Origin of the sequence: Gimesia sp. (genome assembly GCF_048262075.1) — a bacterium.
GTDB lineage: Bacteria > Planctomycetota > Planctomycetia > Planctomycetales > Planctomycetaceae > Gimesia.
This window is the reverse complement of sequence record NZ_JBLXFK010000007.1, coordinates 155,887-169,837: the sequence shown is the minus strand read 5'-3', so window position 1 is coordinate 169,837 and position 13,951 is coordinate 155,887. Positions and strand designations below refer to the sequence as shown.

General features: G+C 50.6%; 14 protein-coding genes. 2 read left to right on the top strand and 12 right to left on the bottom strand.

Annotated elements, in window-relative coordinates:
* Positions 1 to 377: 377 nt before the first annotated feature.
* The 6 genes from ACN0YH_RS15520 to ACN0YH_RS15495 form a co-directional block, all read right to left on the bottom strand.
* On the bottom strand, positions 378 to 1,151 hold the full coding sequence (locus ACN0YH_RS15520; RefSeq protein WP_417380488.1) for a lipoate--protein ligase family protein: 774 nt from the start codon (positions 1,149 to 1,151) through the stop codon (positions 378 to 380).
* Positions 1,152 to 1,201: 50 nt separating this feature from the next.
* Entirely contained in the window at positions 1,202 to 2,671 is a 1,470-nt protein-coding gene (gene gcvPB, locus ACN0YH_RS15515) for an aminomethyl-transferring glycine dehydrogenase subunit GcvPB (RefSeq protein WP_417380487.1), read from the bottom strand.
* A 66-nt stretch (positions 2,672 to 2,737) separates the two neighbouring features.
* Positions 2,738 to 4,093, bottom strand: coding sequence for an aminomethyl-transferring glycine dehydrogenase subunit GcvPA (gene gcvPA / locus ACN0YH_RS15510; RefSeq protein WP_417380486.1), 1,356 nt, complete (start codon positions 4,091 to 4,093; stop codon positions 2,738 to 2,740).
* 180 nt (positions 4,094 to 4,273) lie between these two features.
* Positions 4,274 to 4,660, bottom strand: a complete 387-nt coding sequence (gene gcvH, locus ACN0YH_RS15505; protein ID WP_417380485.1) for a glycine cleavage system protein GcvH — start codon at positions 4,658 to 4,660, stop codon at positions 4,274 to 4,276.
* A gap of 286 nt (positions 4,661 to 4,946) precedes the next feature.
* On the bottom strand, positions 4,947 to 5,402 hold the full coding sequence (gene rpiB, locus ACN0YH_RS15500) for a ribose 5-phosphate isomerase B (protein WP_417380484.1): 456 nt from the start codon (positions 5,400 to 5,402) through the stop codon (positions 4,947 to 4,949).
* A 298-nt stretch (positions 5,403 to 5,700) separates the two neighbouring features.
* A complete protein-coding gene (locus ACN0YH_RS15495; RefSeq protein WP_417380483.1) occupies positions 5,701 to 6,810 on the bottom strand; it encodes a Sua5/YciO/YrdC/YwlC family protein in 1,110 nt (369 codons plus the stop codon).
* Between the two features lie 383 nt (positions 6,811 to 7,193).
* Here ACN0YH_RS15495 and ACN0YH_RS15490 point away from each other — a divergent pair, with 383 nt between their 5' ends.
* Positions 7,194 to 7,949 (top strand): class I SAM-dependent methyltransferase, encoded by a 756-nt coding sequence (locus ACN0YH_RS15490; RefSeq protein WP_417380482.1) that lies wholly within the window; start codon positions 7,194 to 7,196, stop codon positions 7,947 to 7,949.
* On the opposite strand, the gene ACN0YH_RS15485 is transcribed toward ACN0YH_RS15490, so the two are convergent.
* The 4 genes from ACN0YH_RS15485 to ACN0YH_RS15470 all read right to left on the bottom strand — a co-directional run bounded on the left by ACN0YH_RS15485 (position 7,940) and on the right by ACN0YH_RS15470 (position 11,778).
* The gene (locus ACN0YH_RS15485; RefSeq protein ID WP_417380481.1) at positions 7,940 to 8,860 is read right to left on the bottom strand and encodes an inositol monophosphatase family protein; all 921 of its coding nucleotides are present in this window, start codon (positions 8,858 to 8,860) and stop codon (positions 7,940 to 7,942) included. The two genes, ACN0YH_RS15490 and ACN0YH_RS15485, sit on opposite strands and share 10 nt — an antisense overlap.
* Positions 8,861 to 8,892: 32 nt before the next feature.
* Positions 8,893 to 9,810, bottom strand: coding sequence for an ATP-grasp domain-containing protein (locus tag ACN0YH_RS15480; protein WP_417380480.1), 918 nt, complete (start codon positions 9,808 to 9,810; stop codon positions 8,893 to 8,895).
* Between the two features lie 35 nt (positions 9,811 to 9,845).
* A complete protein-coding gene (gene mch / locus ACN0YH_RS15475) occupies positions 9,846 to 10,796 on the bottom strand; it encodes a methenyltetrahydromethanopterin cyclohydrolase (RefSeq protein WP_417380479.1) in 951 nt (316 codons plus the stop codon).
* 61 nt (positions 10,797 to 10,857) lie between these two features.
* Positions 10,858 to 11,778, bottom strand: a complete 921-nt coding sequence (locus tag ACN0YH_RS15470) for a dihydrodipicolinate synthase family protein (RefSeq protein WP_417380478.1) — start codon at positions 11,776 to 11,778, stop codon at positions 10,858 to 10,860.
* 432 nt (positions 11,779 to 12,210) lie between these two features.
* Here ACN0YH_RS15470 and ACN0YH_RS15465 point away from each other — a divergent pair, with 432 nt between their 5' ends.
* Positions 12,211 to 12,498: a hypothetical protein gene (locus ACN0YH_RS15465; RefSeq protein ID WP_417380477.1), complete on the top strand. Its 288-nt coding sequence runs from the start codon at positions 12,211 to 12,213 to the stop codon at positions 12,496 to 12,498.
* Between the two features lie 27 nt (positions 12,499 to 12,525).
* On the opposite strand, the gene ACN0YH_RS15460 is transcribed toward ACN0YH_RS15465, so the two are convergent.
* Positions 12,526 to 13,323 carry a putative hydro-lyase gene (locus ACN0YH_RS15460; RefSeq protein ID WP_417380476.1) on the bottom strand — a complete coding sequence of 266 codons (798 nt, stop codon included), beginning with the start codon at positions 13,321 to 13,323 and terminating at the stop codon, positions 12,526 to 12,528.
* Positions 13,324 to 13,329: 6 nt separating this feature from the next.
* Complete coding sequence (locus tag ACN0YH_RS15455; protein WP_417380475.1) at positions 13,330 to 13,866, bottom strand: peptidylprolyl isomerase; 537 nt, start codon at positions 13,864 to 13,866, stop codon at positions 13,330 to 13,332.
* Between the last annotated feature and the right edge of the window lie 85 nt (positions 13,867 to 13,951).

Genomic DNA, 13,951 nt, shown 5'->3' with positions numbered 1-13,951 from the left:
AATAAAAATACCATCCCTTTTCCGATCACCTGGTTTTCATTTTTGACTTTAGATTGGAAGAAAAAATGTGAAATGAACAAGAAACAGAAATGAGTGATTTACTTTTGCATCATGTAAATGAAAGGAGTAAATAACAATGTCCGTCAGGCCCGCATTGTGTGGTTTGACTCACTTTCTCGTAAGTAAAACGCCACTACTTTTTTCCGTAACACGTAATCTCAAAGAAATAAAAGTATGTATTACACCATTAACGCTATCAGGCATTTGACGAGATGTCAATAACTATAAAACACTCATGCTGCGTGTGGATAATTTATTAATAAACTAATAAATATTCTTGATTCTGATAAGTGTTGATGATACCGCTGTTAAGCCTGTTATTTTCGTGATGTCCAGGTGTCAGCAGTATATTTTTCTTTTTCCAGACTCTCCGCCTGACTGCGTTCTTCGTCAGTCAGGATTTGTGACTCCAGCGGCAGCTCCAGGGCATGTGATATGGCGTGGGAAAAGTCCACAGTCAATGCTTCCAGAAACTGATTCTGATATCGCGCAACCTGATCAGTCAGATTCAGCAGACCTGGAAAATCAGTGGCATGTTCTGATGTAAGCAATAACAGGCTTCCATGCTGGACAATTGCACCACGCCTTCTGCGTTGTGCGCTTCCCAGGATTTTTTGTCCCTGACAAATCAGATCCCGTTCATCGCCCCGACCAAAACAGAGAAAAGGTTCGGATTTTGATCGAAATGACACTCCTCGAAACTGTACCTGCAGTCCATGTGCTGCCAGAACGTCAATGATTGGCTGGTGGATAGCCACATACAGTTCTGGCGGTGATTTAGCCAGGGGATGACAGCCGGGCAGCGAGAATGAGTATGTGAGTTCGTGGTGATGCAGAATTGCTCCCCCACCAGAGAGCCTGCGCACGCGAGGCAGATCTTTCCAGATTTCAGCAGAGTCTTCAGCCTCATTTTTCTGAAAGTATCCCAATGAAATGGTGGGTTGATTCCACTGATACCAGCGTAATGTGCATGATTCCTGATTCGCAGCTGACTCCAGCAATGCTTCGTCGATGGCCATGTTCCGGCTCCCTGAAAGCGGGGCCGGCTCAATGATCAGGCGGCAGTGATCCGGTTTTGCAGAGAGGGTCATATCGAAACCAGACTGTAGTGTGAGTCACAGGGAAACGGACTGGAACAAATTTATTGAGGCTCACAGCACTGCAGGATTGGATTGCGGGCAGCGACCACTTCATCGGGCCTCTGGATGATTGTGCTGTGTGGGGCCTGATGTAGAAATTCCGGGTCTTCCTTGAGGATGTTGATAATCGTTTCCGCAAAGGCGTCGAGGGTTTCTTTTGATTCTGTTTCGGTCGGTTCCACCATGATGGCCTCGGGGACCACAAGTGGAAAGTAAACCGTGGGGGCATGGAAGCCGAAGTCGAGCAGCCGCTTGGCAATGTCCATTGCAGTAATTCCATTGGCTGCTTTAGATTTAGAAGCGGAGGCAACAAATTCATGCATGCACAAGTCACCATTCGGCACAGGCAGTACGTCTTTGAGTAATACTTTCAGGTAGTTGGCATTCAGAACAGCGTTTTCAGATACTGCTTTGAGACCAGCTGCTCCCAGGGTTCTCAGGTAGCAGTAGCCTCGGACGAGGATGCCGATATTTCCGTAATATGTTCGCACACGGCCAATCGATTTGGCAGGGGTTTCCAGCGTGTATTGATCTGATTCTGCCGCGTCGGGGTGATAGTTGATCACGGGGCCTGGCAGGAAGTCTGCGAGGAAATCACGGACCGCAATGGGGCCCGATCCGGGACCGCCAGCGCCATGTGGTCCTGTAAAGGTTTTGTGGACGTTGAAGTGCATCATGTCGCCACCGAAATCACCAGGGCGTGTATATCCCAGAATGGCGTTCATGTTGGCTCCATCGATATAGACCAGGCCACCGGCATCGTGCACCAGCTGGGCGATCTGCTTGATGTCTTTTTCGAATAACCCCAGCGTATTCGGATTGGTGACCATAAAGACGGCGGTCTGATCATCCAGATGTGCTTTGAGGTCTTCCAGATCGACCAGGCCTTCTTTACTGCTGGCAAGCTGAACACAGTCAAATCCGGCGATTGCAGCACTGGCCGGGTTCGTACCGTGGGCACTGTTGGGGAACAGAACTTTGGTCCGCTTTTCGCCACGATCTTCAAAGTAGGCTTTGGCAGTCAGCAGAGCAGTGAATTCTCCCTGTGCACCGGCAGCGGGTTGCAGGGAGACAGCCGGCAGACCGGAAATCTCTGCCAGCATTTCCTGCATCTCGTACAGCATGCCCAGCATGCCCTGCAGATCGGACTGATTCTGGTAGGGGTGCAGATCCACGATTCCCGGCAGGCTGGCCAGTCGCTCATGGCGTTTGGGATTGTACTTCATCGTACAGCTGCCCAGGGGATAGAAGTGGGTATCGACACACATATTCAACGTTGAGAGATTGACAAAGTGACGGATCACATCAGGCTCGGTGACTTCCGGCAATCCGGTAGGATTATCTGCCAGCGCTGAAGCCGGGATCAGCTCACTCAAAGGGCGTTCTGGAACATCAGAAGCCGGGAATTCAGCACCGCGTCTGCCGGGTTTTGAGAGAGCAAATAAAGATTCAGTGGCCAATTTGTTTCGCATGGTATTGGATGCTACTTCGAATTTTTAAATAGGAAATGTGTTAAGCACTTGGATGGTTCAGCACGCTTATGCTTTTAAAGCAGTGATCAGTTGATCGATTTCTGAGCGAGTTCTCTGTTCTGTAATCGCTACCAGCACACCTGTCTGGAAGTTTTCAGGAGCCTGCTGGTAATCGAACCGGGATAGTTCAGGACCCAGGTCAAATCCGGCCTGTCGCGCTTTTCGCAGCAGGTAGTCTGCCCCTTCTGAGCAACCGACTGCAAACTCTTTGAAGAACGGACGTTCCGGGAACAGAAGCTCGATCCCTTCAACCGTTGCAAATTGTTCGGCAGCGTAGTGTGCTTTCTGGCAGGAGAGTTCAGCGACTTCGCGAATCCCCTGTTTGCCGAGCAGTGAGAGATAGACGGCGGCGCGAATCGCGATCAGTCCCTGGTTACTGCAGATATTGCTGGTGGCTTTGTCACGACGGATATGTTGTTCACGGGCCTGCAGGTTGAGCACGTAACAGCGTTTGCCATTGCGATCAACTGTCTGGCCTATCAGGCGACCAGGCATCCTGCGAACAAATTTTTCGCTGCAGGAGAACAGACCCAGATAAGGACCACCAAATTGCAGAGGCGTTCCCAGCGATTGCCCTTCAGCGATGGCGATGTCTGCACCATAGTCACCAGGCCGTTTCAGAATACCAAGACTGATCGGGTCATATGAGACGACAGAGAGGGCACCATATTTGTGAGCGATTTCGGTCAGCTGTTCTGCCTCTTCCAGTGTTCCAAAGAAGTTCGGATGCTGGATGACCAGGCAGGCTGTTTCTTCATTCATGGCAGCATCAACGGCTGCGGGATCGGCGGACCCATCGGTACAAGGTATCACAACGACTTCACAGTTCAAATGAGTCAGATAGGTTTCGACAACCTGTTGATACTCCGGATGCAGTGAACCCAGCAGGACCACGCGGTTGTGTCGGTTGGTTACCCGCATTGCCATGAAGGCGGCTTCGCTGACACAGGTTCCTCCTTCGTAGAGGCTGGCATTCGTAACATCCATGCCGGTGAGCTGGCAGATCAGCGATTGAAATTCAAAGAAGGTCTGCAGGCTGCCCTGACTGGCTTCTGCCTGATAGGGAGTGTAAGCGGTGTAAAATTCACCCCGGCCAGCAATTTCATCGACGGCAGCAGGGATAAAATGATCGTAGGCACCGCCTCCCTGCATGCAGACACGTGTCGTTGGTCCGACGTTCTTAGCGGCGAGCCTGGTGACATGCGCCTGCAGTTCCATTTCTGTCAGAGCGGGCGGGATCTCAAGTGGGCGCCCCAGTCTTAACTCAGACGGGATTGTGGCAAATAAAGATTCCAGCGAGTCGACGCCGACGGTTTTCAGCATTTCCTGCTGCTGTTCTGGTGTGTTGAAGAGGTAGGGCACGGTTCACTCGATAAAAAACGTAAGTGTGGTAAACGCTGTTGGGATTATAGTCGCAGAAGAAACGTGGGAACTCTGTTTTATCCAATTTTAGAGGGGATTGACTGAATCGATTCCCTCAGGACAGGAAAGTACAGTGAACATCGTGTGGGAACGGTTTACTGCCAGGAGTACCTGTTAACTTCAGTGTGCTTCTGATTCACAAAACTTTTTGTATTCGTCGGCGTTCATGAACTGATCCAGTTCAGCGGGATTCGACATTTTGACTTTTGTGATCCAGCCGGTACCAAATGGATCATCAGATAATGGTGACTGATCATCCACAAGGGCTGCGTTAGCCTCAGTAATTTCCCCGCTGACAGGAGCATAGAGATCACTGACGGCTTTGACACTTTCTACTTCGCCAAACACTTTGCCAGCTTCGCACGTTGATCCGATTTTCGGGAGCTCAATATAAACCAGATCAGTCAATTGATTTACGGCGAAATCTGAGATTCCGACGGTCGCAATATCGCCTTCGACACCGATCCACTCATGTGTTTTGGTAAACTTTAAGTTGGCCTGATCCATGATTACATAACCCTCTGTGTTATTTCTTTTTCCCGGAACTTGAACGGCTGAGACCCTGAAAAAAGAAGTCTAAAATTCCCTGTTGACTCACCGTTGACGATACAGAGATTTGTTCCATTTGAAAAGGAATCAGTGAGGGAAATTCCATGACTCCCGCGGTATATCTGCGAGATCGGGAATTGCTGTTTCTCACGGGCAGCAGTCTCAGGCGCAGCCAGACTGTAAGAGGTCTGGCTGGCTCACGCTGATGGGGAATATTCGTTTAGACATCACTAGAGAAGACGTCTCAATGCGGGGGCATGTTTTCTTCTTCGACCTTATGTAGCTTGTCCAGGCGTCGTGCGTGCCTGCCTCCTTCAAATTCCTCTGCCAACCAGATTTCGATCATGCGGTTCACGAGTCGATCTCCCAGCAGATCCGCGGACAGACAGAGTACATTGGAATCATTGTGCAGCCGGCTCATCTGGGCGGTGATATCGTCGTGGCAGGGAGTCGCACGCACTCCGGGAAATTTATTGGCGACGATGCACATCCCCATGCCAGTCCCACAGATCAGAATGCCACGATCGATCGTTTTCTCACCAATGGCTTTCGCGACTTTCACAGCATAGTCGGGATAGTCGACACTTTCTCCATCATCGGGACCATAATCAAAGGCCACATGGCCTAACTGGTTAAGGAGAGTGAGAATCTTCGCCTTTGTGGTAAATCCCCGGTGATCACTGGCAACTGCAATTTTCATCGAAACTCTTTTGTATCAAGTGGCAATAGAAGAATATAAAAATAATGGAGGAGCCCTGATTCCCTCGTACGTGCTGTCTCTGTTGTGATGGTCTCTGGATCGGATCAGGATTTATATCAAACCCGGTGCAGGTTGATTATCTAACGTAACAAGTGAATGTATGACGGGTTAACATTATCTTCATAAAGGTAAGGTTAATGGTTTACCATCTATTATAGCAAGTGAGCTCTCACTGCTCATGTAGAAAATTATGATTGAAAAAAGATTATCGCGGGCGGGTGGGAATTCAGGTTACATATTAATTCTGTGGAATGTTGATTTGAGTAATAATCTGGGTAAGGTGCTTTTCAATTTCGTTTTTACACTCCACATAGCATTGAAAGCCTCCCCCTATGGGGTCGGATACATCTTTTCCCTCAAAAGACAGGAGTTTCACGGAATCTTCCAGATCGGGGCGCTCCGCCAGAATGGCTGCACGATGCCCCTGGGTCATGGTAAAAAGATGATCAGACTGATCCAGGAGCCGTTCTGTCAGTGGTTGGCTTTCATGCGCCTGAATGTCGATCCCCTGTTCAGCCAGAATGGCAACTCCTTCCGGGCTGGGAGGAGCTCCCATCGCTGCAGCAAGGCCAGCTGACCCGACAATAAAACCTCGATCAGACAATTCATCTTCCTGGCAGTTCAGCTTGTCAGCCAGCAGTTTTCGAAACAGGCCTTCTGCCATCGGACTGCGGCAGGTGTTTCCTGTACAGATGAACATGTATATTTCGCTGGAGAGGCGTTTGAGGGTTGTTTCTGTCACAACTCCGGGCTGTAGTATTTTCCACTGATTATCAGTGATGCCGATGATTGTTGACTGATCACCGAAGCGGGACGGGCCGTCATCGATCACCAAAGCGACTTCTTCTCCGAAATCTTCGATGAGCGAATCGGCTGTCTGATATTTTGAATCTTCATTTAATAACACGAGTGGAGAAGGGGACAGACGCATGGCCTGAAAAATGATTTCATGCGCAGGAGCCCGGAGTCTCAGATGACTGCCCGGGCAGATCTCAGACTGTACTTCGGGGGGGAGTTGTGAAAAAAGGCTGCCTGGTTGAGGGCGTTCCAGTTCGAGTACCACGGGGCCAGGCCAACAGCGTTTGGCCAGTTTTCGTGCCAGCGGTGGCATTTCCGGCAGATAGTCCTGTGCCTCGTCAAAACCCTTCACACACAGGACCAGCGGCTGGTCTCCACCAGACAGGGCACGTAGTTTTGTCATCGCAGCGGGGCTGAGTGACTGGCCTGCGATCACGTAGGCTGTCGCCGTCGGAAAGGCGACCAGCTCTCCTTTTGCCAGGTACTGGACAGCAAGATGGATCACATCGCGGATGTCGTCAGTCTGTTTTAGATTGATCCGTTCGGTCATGAACAATTTAAGCCTTCAGTTTGTCGCAGAAATTATTTTTCTGGCGCAATTCAACGGTCAAAAATGTTGAGATTTTCAGGTCCGCAACGAATCACGATCTCCGTGTCACTACTGCGTAAATTTCGATTTGAGAGAGACTTCTTTTCACTGATAATAACCGGCTAAATTCGATTGATCAAGCTGCTGGAAAAATTGATATTCATAAGGTATTATCATTGGGCCGTTTATGACGCTTACAGAAGAGGTCTTCTTTAGAGAATATTAAGAAATTCGGAAATCATAACGATTTCCGGTTTCGGGATCGTTAAGATGGCTACGATTGACAAGGAGGGATTTCATCCCGACCGCAGAAAGTTCTCCAGATTTGATAAGCAATTCAAACTATGGCTCCATTAAGCTCTCCCCGTAAAAATACCCCTAAACGGTTACGATTGAAGAAGTCTTTGCGTTCCCTGATTGAATTTGGTGGCGGCGACCAGATCGACCAGAGCCAGTTTCAGTCGACGACCCGTAAATTATATGATGGCCCTGCAGGTGCTGTTCTCTATCTGGCGAGCAAATTATCCCTGCATGATCCACTGGTGGGGCGCATTATCAAGACGCGACGTTTTGATGTGACTGAATTCCGCAGTATTCTGGATATCGGTTCGGGGGCAGGACAGATTCTGGGGCATTTATTACGCGAAACGCATCCTGATGCCAGGCTGGTGGCCTGTGATCTGTCGCATCAGATGTTGAAACGGGCTCGTACCCGAATGGACAGTCCCCGTCCGAATTATCTTTCTGCAGATATGACGAATCTGCCTTTTCAAGATGAGTCATTCGACTGTGTGACCTGTGGCTGGGTACTGGAATACGTGGCTGATCCCAGGCATGGTCTGATGGAGATCTATCGCGTGCTGCAGCCGGGAGGCAGTCTGTTTCTGCTGGCGACGGAGGATAAATTCTCCGGTATGCTCAACAGCCGTACCTGGAAATGTCGTACCTACAACCGCGTCGAACTCAAGCAGGCTTTTGAGGAATCAGGACTGCCCTGGAAAGAGCAGCACTGGTTCACTCCCATCCATCAGTTTCTTAAACTGGGTGGCATTATAGTGGAAGCCACCAAGCCTCTGGAACCGATGGAAGTTCAGTCCTGATAGCGAATCTTGCTCCAGCCTTTTGCCAGATCGCAGAGTGTCGCGAGTGTCTGCGGGTTAGCACTGCAGGCTGTAATCCCGGGTAGACGCAGCATGTCAGCCCGCTCATCCATCCAGTGTTCATGGAAATTAACAGACTCTCCGTTGTGGACCCAGACTGCGTCTCCGCCTAGAATCCGGGCGATATGCAGAGAAACCGGAAAATCATAGACATTCGGGGTATGGATCAGTGATCCCCCGAAGGCGCCGGTCGCCAGGTGGTCATAAATACTGCCCGGCATCTCTTCTGGAGGCACGCCTTCCAGTCCGGTTGCTGTAACGAGTTCTGCATTAGACGTGTCTTTATCCTGAAAGCCGATGAGATAGATTTTGGGAGAATCCGGGCGTGTGTCAGGATCGATGGCAGGCATATCATTCAGAACATCACGTGCTGGCCGACTCTGATCATCGGGACCACAGACGACACGTTGATGAACTGCTTCAACCCAGGTTCCCTGTTCCCCGGTCTCGGGAATGTATACCAGGGAATAATGGACAGTTTCACTGTCGCGCAAGTGAACCATCACACAATAGCCGTCGGCTGTTTTGTCGCGATACTGTTTCGTGCCATCGATGGGATCGATTGATATGACATAAGGAGAATCCTCTGCAAAGCGGTGCAGGTCCCCCGTTTTTTCCTCTGCTTCGATACGGCAGTTGCAGAAAATCGGGTCACGGTCGCGTAATGCTGCGACGATCAATTCCTGCAACGTCAGGTCTGCCAGCGTCAATGCGTCAGTCAGCGCACTGCCTGAGGTTTTGTTCTCAACGGCAATGTTGAAGTGCCTCAAACGCTTTGCGATCGCTCCTGACCAGCGGAGAATTTCAGGCAGATGTGTTTGCAGGGCGGTTAACAGTGCGTTCAGTTCCATGTCGAAGCTCGTTTCAGAATGAAAAGTTTAAGTTAAGCAGAAGGCTTATTGTTTCGTTTCTGTTCCAGATATTCAATGACCAGCGTCGCGACATCAATGTTTGTCGCCGACTGAAAGCCGCGCCAGCCGGGAACAGCATTTACTTCCAGCAGATAGGGGTCTTCTGGGGCATCAGCAGGATAAAGCAGATCGACGCCTGCAAATTCAGCGTCCGTGAGCGCCGCTGCACGGACAGCCAGTTGGGCTTCCCGATCTGTGGGATGATAGAGTTCGGCCTGTCCCTGGCGAGAGACATTGGTGCGAAAATCATTGTTCCCATGTCGACGAATTGCTCCGATCACTCTGCCATTCAATAGCAGGATCCGCAGGTCATAGCCGGGATGGGCGATATACTGCTGCAGGTAAATCATCGCCTGGGTACGTTCCAGTGTGCGAAACGAGCGGTAGGCGAGATCGGGATCACTGATGCGAAAAATGCCACGCCCTTCGGAACCAAACAGCGGTTTGACGACAACATCTCCCCCCAGTTGTTCAAAGTGTCCTAAAGCTGCTTCAGAAGATTCACAGATCGCAGTGGCAGGCACAGGCAGGCCTGCGGCGGCAAGCCGGGATGTCGTCAGATATTTATCCACCGCACATTCGATGGCGCGAGGAGAATTAAAAACCGTGATTCCGGACTGTTCCAGCCGGCCCAACAGGTCCATGCGAAAGACGACCTGTTCCAATGAGCCTGGGGGCATGGTGCGGATGATCAGGCAGTCGAAATGCTGCAGGTTGATTTGCGTCTGTTCTGAATCGTAACTGAAAAACTGTTCGCGGGCATTGTTTGAGACAAAAGCAGCCAGGTCGCGGAATTCGACCTTACATGCTTCGTGTCCTCGTGCGCGGGCTGCCTGCTGGAGTTGATCGCAGTACCAGCTGATCTGATTTCCCAGAATGGCAATCTGCACGAAGGGTATTCCAATTTGAAACGGGTACCGAAAGATTAGAATCCAAAACTGTTCTTCAAAAGCCCGGTATTCATCTGGCCGAACTGAAATATATTTCCGGTATCCAGATTCTGGAAAATGATGACCGCGGGGCTGAAGAAACTGGGGTCAATTTCATAGAAGTCATGATTGGCTTCTGCGAAGACTTCCAGAAACGGTTTTCCATAACAGGCTGCAGAATCGGAGGGAAGGGACGGACCAATTTCCAATAGCGATTCATCATCGCCGGTAACCCAGAGTGTCACAGAACCGCCGTAAAGGATGGAATCGTTCGTGCGTCCGATGCCTGTCAGGTGATCTTTCGCGACAGGCGCCAGTGGAGCCGTCCCGAATCCGGCCTGAACCCGATGCACATCAAACTTACACTCCAGCAGTTTGTGCATGGCGGTTTCCACGGAGCGGGCAATGACCTGAATGTTACCAGCGATACTGGACGTGGGAGCCACCAGCAATACGATGTCTTGGGGCTCGACTCCCGTTGCTTTGGAGATTTTCTCAACCACCTCCACACCGGGTAAGGTATTTGCTTCCAGTACGCCGACGGTCTTTTCAGGTGATTCACCAAATGCGAGGATGCGATACAGGTCTTCCACTTCCGCAGCAGCCCGCATGGGGCCGGAACCCATCGCGAAAAATTTATCGACGTCAATTTTCCAGCCGGCATATTGGCTCAACAGGCAGGCTTCGACGGCGTGGTCGGTCTGAACCTGCAGGTAAGGTAAAGAGAGTGCTTCCAGTTCTCCTGGAACCAGTTGAATGTCACAGAGGTCGGCCATGCAGATGCGGGCCAGCAATAATCCGGCTTGTAAGCCTGCAGGAGTTTCAATTCCACAATCCACCACGACCGCGCCGTTCTGAAGTGCATGCGGTATGACTTTCAGTTCACCCGATCTGGCGAGCAGCTGTTCTGTTAACAGGCACGCTCGTTTGTTTAAAACTCCGCTCATAATGTTTCATTCAATTCGAAGTATGGTGTAAGAGAAATGGGAGTGCATCCGGCGAAGGTGATTACAGGCAGCCCACTTCCGTCATGATCGTTCGGGTACGTTCAATCAGTTCGGGTGTGCAGGCCGGGAACGGGTGGAACAGGGTATCATGCTCAATTACGCCGCGCAGGCGGAGTGCAGTTTTCATCGAGCCAATGATATAACCCACATTCATGGTTCCATCGGGACAGACAAATACTTCAAATAACCGGACGATGGCTTCTTGAAACCGGACCGCTTCCTGGTGGTTGTTGGCGGCGGCAGCTTCATAGAGCTGGACGAAGAGTTCCGGCCCGACATTCGCCAGTCCGGGAACCGTTCCGTCAGCGCCTGCCAGCACAACTGCATGCACCAGCATTTCTGCACCGGTAAACAGTTTCATGCCAGCGGGTTTATTGGCTACCAGGCGATGAAAGCTGACGGCATCTCCACTGGAGTCCTTCACACCAATCACAGTGCCTTCTCTGCCTAAAGTCATCAGCGTGTCCATTTCGATTTTGACTTTAGTCATTACAGGGATGTCGTAAGCAAAGATGGGGATGTCGACGGCTTCCCGAATCGTGCGGTAATGGACGAGCATGTCTTTCTGACTGGCCGGGTAATAAAACGGGGGGCAGACTACGATCGCATCAGCGCCTTGCGCTTTTGCGACTTTAGCCTGTTCAATAATCTGTTCGGTTCCCGGAGCAATCACTCCCACCAGCAGGGGGACGCTACCATCAATTACTTTGGCGGCGATCTCAGTTGCCTCGTGACGGTCTGCTTCACAGAGCAGGGGGCCTTCGCCCGATGTGCCAAACAGGAATAGCCCATGGGTCCCCTTGTCGAGCATGAATCGGTAAACGGATTCAGCGGAAGCTGGATCAAGCCTGCGATCGGGAGTCAGTGGTGTAATGACCGGAGGGAGTACTCCCTTCAGTTGTTCAGAAAGGTTGATTGCCATGGGTTCTCGTACCAGAGTCTAAGTTCAAAACAAACAGGGATCCGTTCTGGTTCTACAGATGATGTGTCGAATAAGCACAGATCTGGTCACTGCAGCGGAGAAGAACCTGATTAGACAGGCCCCATTTTCCCTGATCACGTATCTGCTGAGCCCGGAAGGAGGTTCAGTCAGGAATTAATTTATACCAAACTGGATTCCCAGATGCGATGAATCAAGGGGTTTGAGTGCAGGAATCTGGCAGTCAGACTGAATTTGTCAACCATCAAGTGTCTGTGTTGCGGGTCAAAACGATTCTAAGGGATGTCCGGTTTACACAGTCTACAAAAACTCTGGAAAGAATCAGGACAACTGCATTGATTCAGAGAATTATGTATGAGTAATTAAAAAAAGAACTGGAGTGAGCTGAGGACGTCTCGATATAATGAAACCGTTATGAAAAACGAACCACAAAAAACAATTTGTCTCGACCATCAGCGCGAAGAAGATCAAGCCACACCGTTCGGCATGGTCTGTCCCGAGTGTAAGCATCGACTCTATACCAATCCTCCTCGCGGTAATTTGATGAGCTTCTGGGAAAGTCAACCAGTGGCTTTCAGCCTCGACCATGAGCCTTGCTTTGCTTACTCATTGATGTGGGAAAACTATCGCATTCGTTCGATTCATCTGCCCGATCAGAATGTGTCTGCTCATGAGGCTTCTGAAGTCGAATCACATTCCTGAGCAGACAGGAATGCATGGCTACTCTGTTTATAAAGACGCCAGGTCTGCGTCTCGCATATCAGAGACGAACATACAACCGGGGCTATGTGTGATGGCAAATTCCGGTTTTGCCTGCATCAGCACTGCCTGGGGAGTCACGCCACAGGCCCAGAACACGGGCAGTTCATCTGATTCTACAGTGATGGCATCTCCATAATCGGGTAAGGAGAGATCTGCAATTCCCAGTTGTTCTGGAAAACCAAGATGCACGGGGGCGCCATGAACAGCGGGAAATCGGCCGGTGATCTGTACGGCGTGAATTGCATCCGCTGGTTTGAAAGGGCGCATCGAAACCACGAGCGGGCCGCTGAATATTCCCGCTGATTCACACGGGATTGTCGTGCGATACATGGGAACGTTTACTCCCTGATCAATGTGTCTCACGGAAAGCCCGGCTGCGATCAATGCCCCTTCAAATGTGAAGGAACAGCCAATCAGGAAGGCCACCAGATCATCCTGCCAGAGCGAAGTGATTTCCGTTGGCTCATCCACAAGTTCCCCCCGACGCCAGACACGATAGCGGGGGAGATCGGTCCGCAGGTCGGCCGCTTCTGCCAGCTTCTGCGGACAGGGCTCACCTGGTGGTGTGATTTCCAGTAGAGGACAGGGTTTGGGGTTCTTTTCACAGAACTCCTGAAACTGACGGGCTTCTGCCTGTGGGAGGATCACGAGATTCGCCTGGGCAAACCCGGGGGCGAGCCCCGAGGTCTGCCCGGTGAATTCTCCGCTACGACACGCCTGTCGTACGAGTGTGCCTGTCTTCAGGGAAGCTCGATCAACGCCCATCGCAGTCTACTTTTCAGTGACAATGACTTCTGAACCGGTAATTTTGACATCTTCAAGCGGTCGGTCGCTGTGATTTGTTTCCACATCACCAATCGACAGAACAACGGCTTCGCTTTCTGCATCGCTGGTTTTACCGAAAACAGTGTACTGGTTATCCAGGTGAGGGACTCGCCCCAGGCAGATGAAGAACTGTGAACCGGCTGAATTGGGATCATTGGTGCGAGCCATGGAGAGTATGCCGGTTTCGTGAGGCAGATTATTGAACTCAGCATCAATAGTATAGCCGGGACCACCGGTTCCTGTGCCCTGTGGGCAGCCGATCTGTACTACGAAATCAGGAATGACGCGGTGGAAGATAATATCATTATAAAAGCCGATTTTGGTCAGACCGATGATATTTTTGCAGTGTCCCGGGGCCACGTCGGGATACAGGTCCATTTTAATAGTACCTTTTGTGGTTTCAAACACGACCTGATAGTTGAACTTTTCAAAATCAACATCAGCCAATGCGGCATCCACTTCAGCACGACGGTTTTCTGACACGATAATTTTCCTTCTCTCTAAACATAGGGTTGGCTGTAAGAATTTCTGATATTTTGGCCCTATGGGTCACCTTACCGCGTGACGG

Coding starts and splice junctions, on each gene's coding strand:
- ACN0YH_RS15520 (WP_417380488.1), bottom strand. CDS start 1,151: ATGACCCTCTCTGCAAAACCGGATCACTGCCGCCTGATCATTGAGCCG.
- ACN0YH_RS15490 (WP_417380482.1), top strand. CDS start 7,194: ATGGCTCCATTAAGCTCTCCCCGTAAAAATACCCCTAAACGGTTACGA.
- ACN0YH_RS15495 (WP_417380483.1), bottom strand. CDS start 6,810: ATGACCGAACGGATCAATCTAAAACAGACTGACGACATCCGCGATGTG.
- ACN0YH_RS15485 (WP_417380481.1), bottom strand. CDS start 8,860: ATGGAACTGAACGCACTGTTAACCGCCCTGCAAACACATCTGCCTGAA.
- gcvPB (WP_417380487.1), bottom strand. CDS start 2,671: ATGCGAAACAAATTGGCCACTGAATCTTTATTTGCTCTCTCAAAACCC.
- rpiB (WP_417380484.1), bottom strand. CDS start 5,402: ATGAAAATTGCAGTTGCCAGTGATCACCGGGGATTTACCACAAAGGCG.
- ACN0YH_RS15460 (WP_417380476.1), bottom strand. CDS start 13,323: ATGGGCGTTGATCGAGCTTCCCTGAAGACAGGCACACTCGTACGACAG.
- mch (WP_417380479.1), bottom strand. CDS start 10,796: ATGAGCGGAGTTTTAAACAAACGAGCGTGCCTGTTAACAGAACAGCTG.
- gcvH (WP_417380485.1), bottom strand. CDS start 4,660: ATGGATCAGGCCAACTTAAAGTTTACCAAAACACATGAGTGGATCGGT.
- ACN0YH_RS15470 (WP_417380478.1), bottom strand. CDS start 11,778: ATGGCAATCAACCTTTCTGAACAACTGAAGGGAGTACTCCCTCCGGTC.
- ACN0YH_RS15465 (WP_417380477.1), top strand. CDS start 12,211: ATGAAAAACGAACCACAAAAAACAATTTGTCTCGACCATCAGCGCGAA.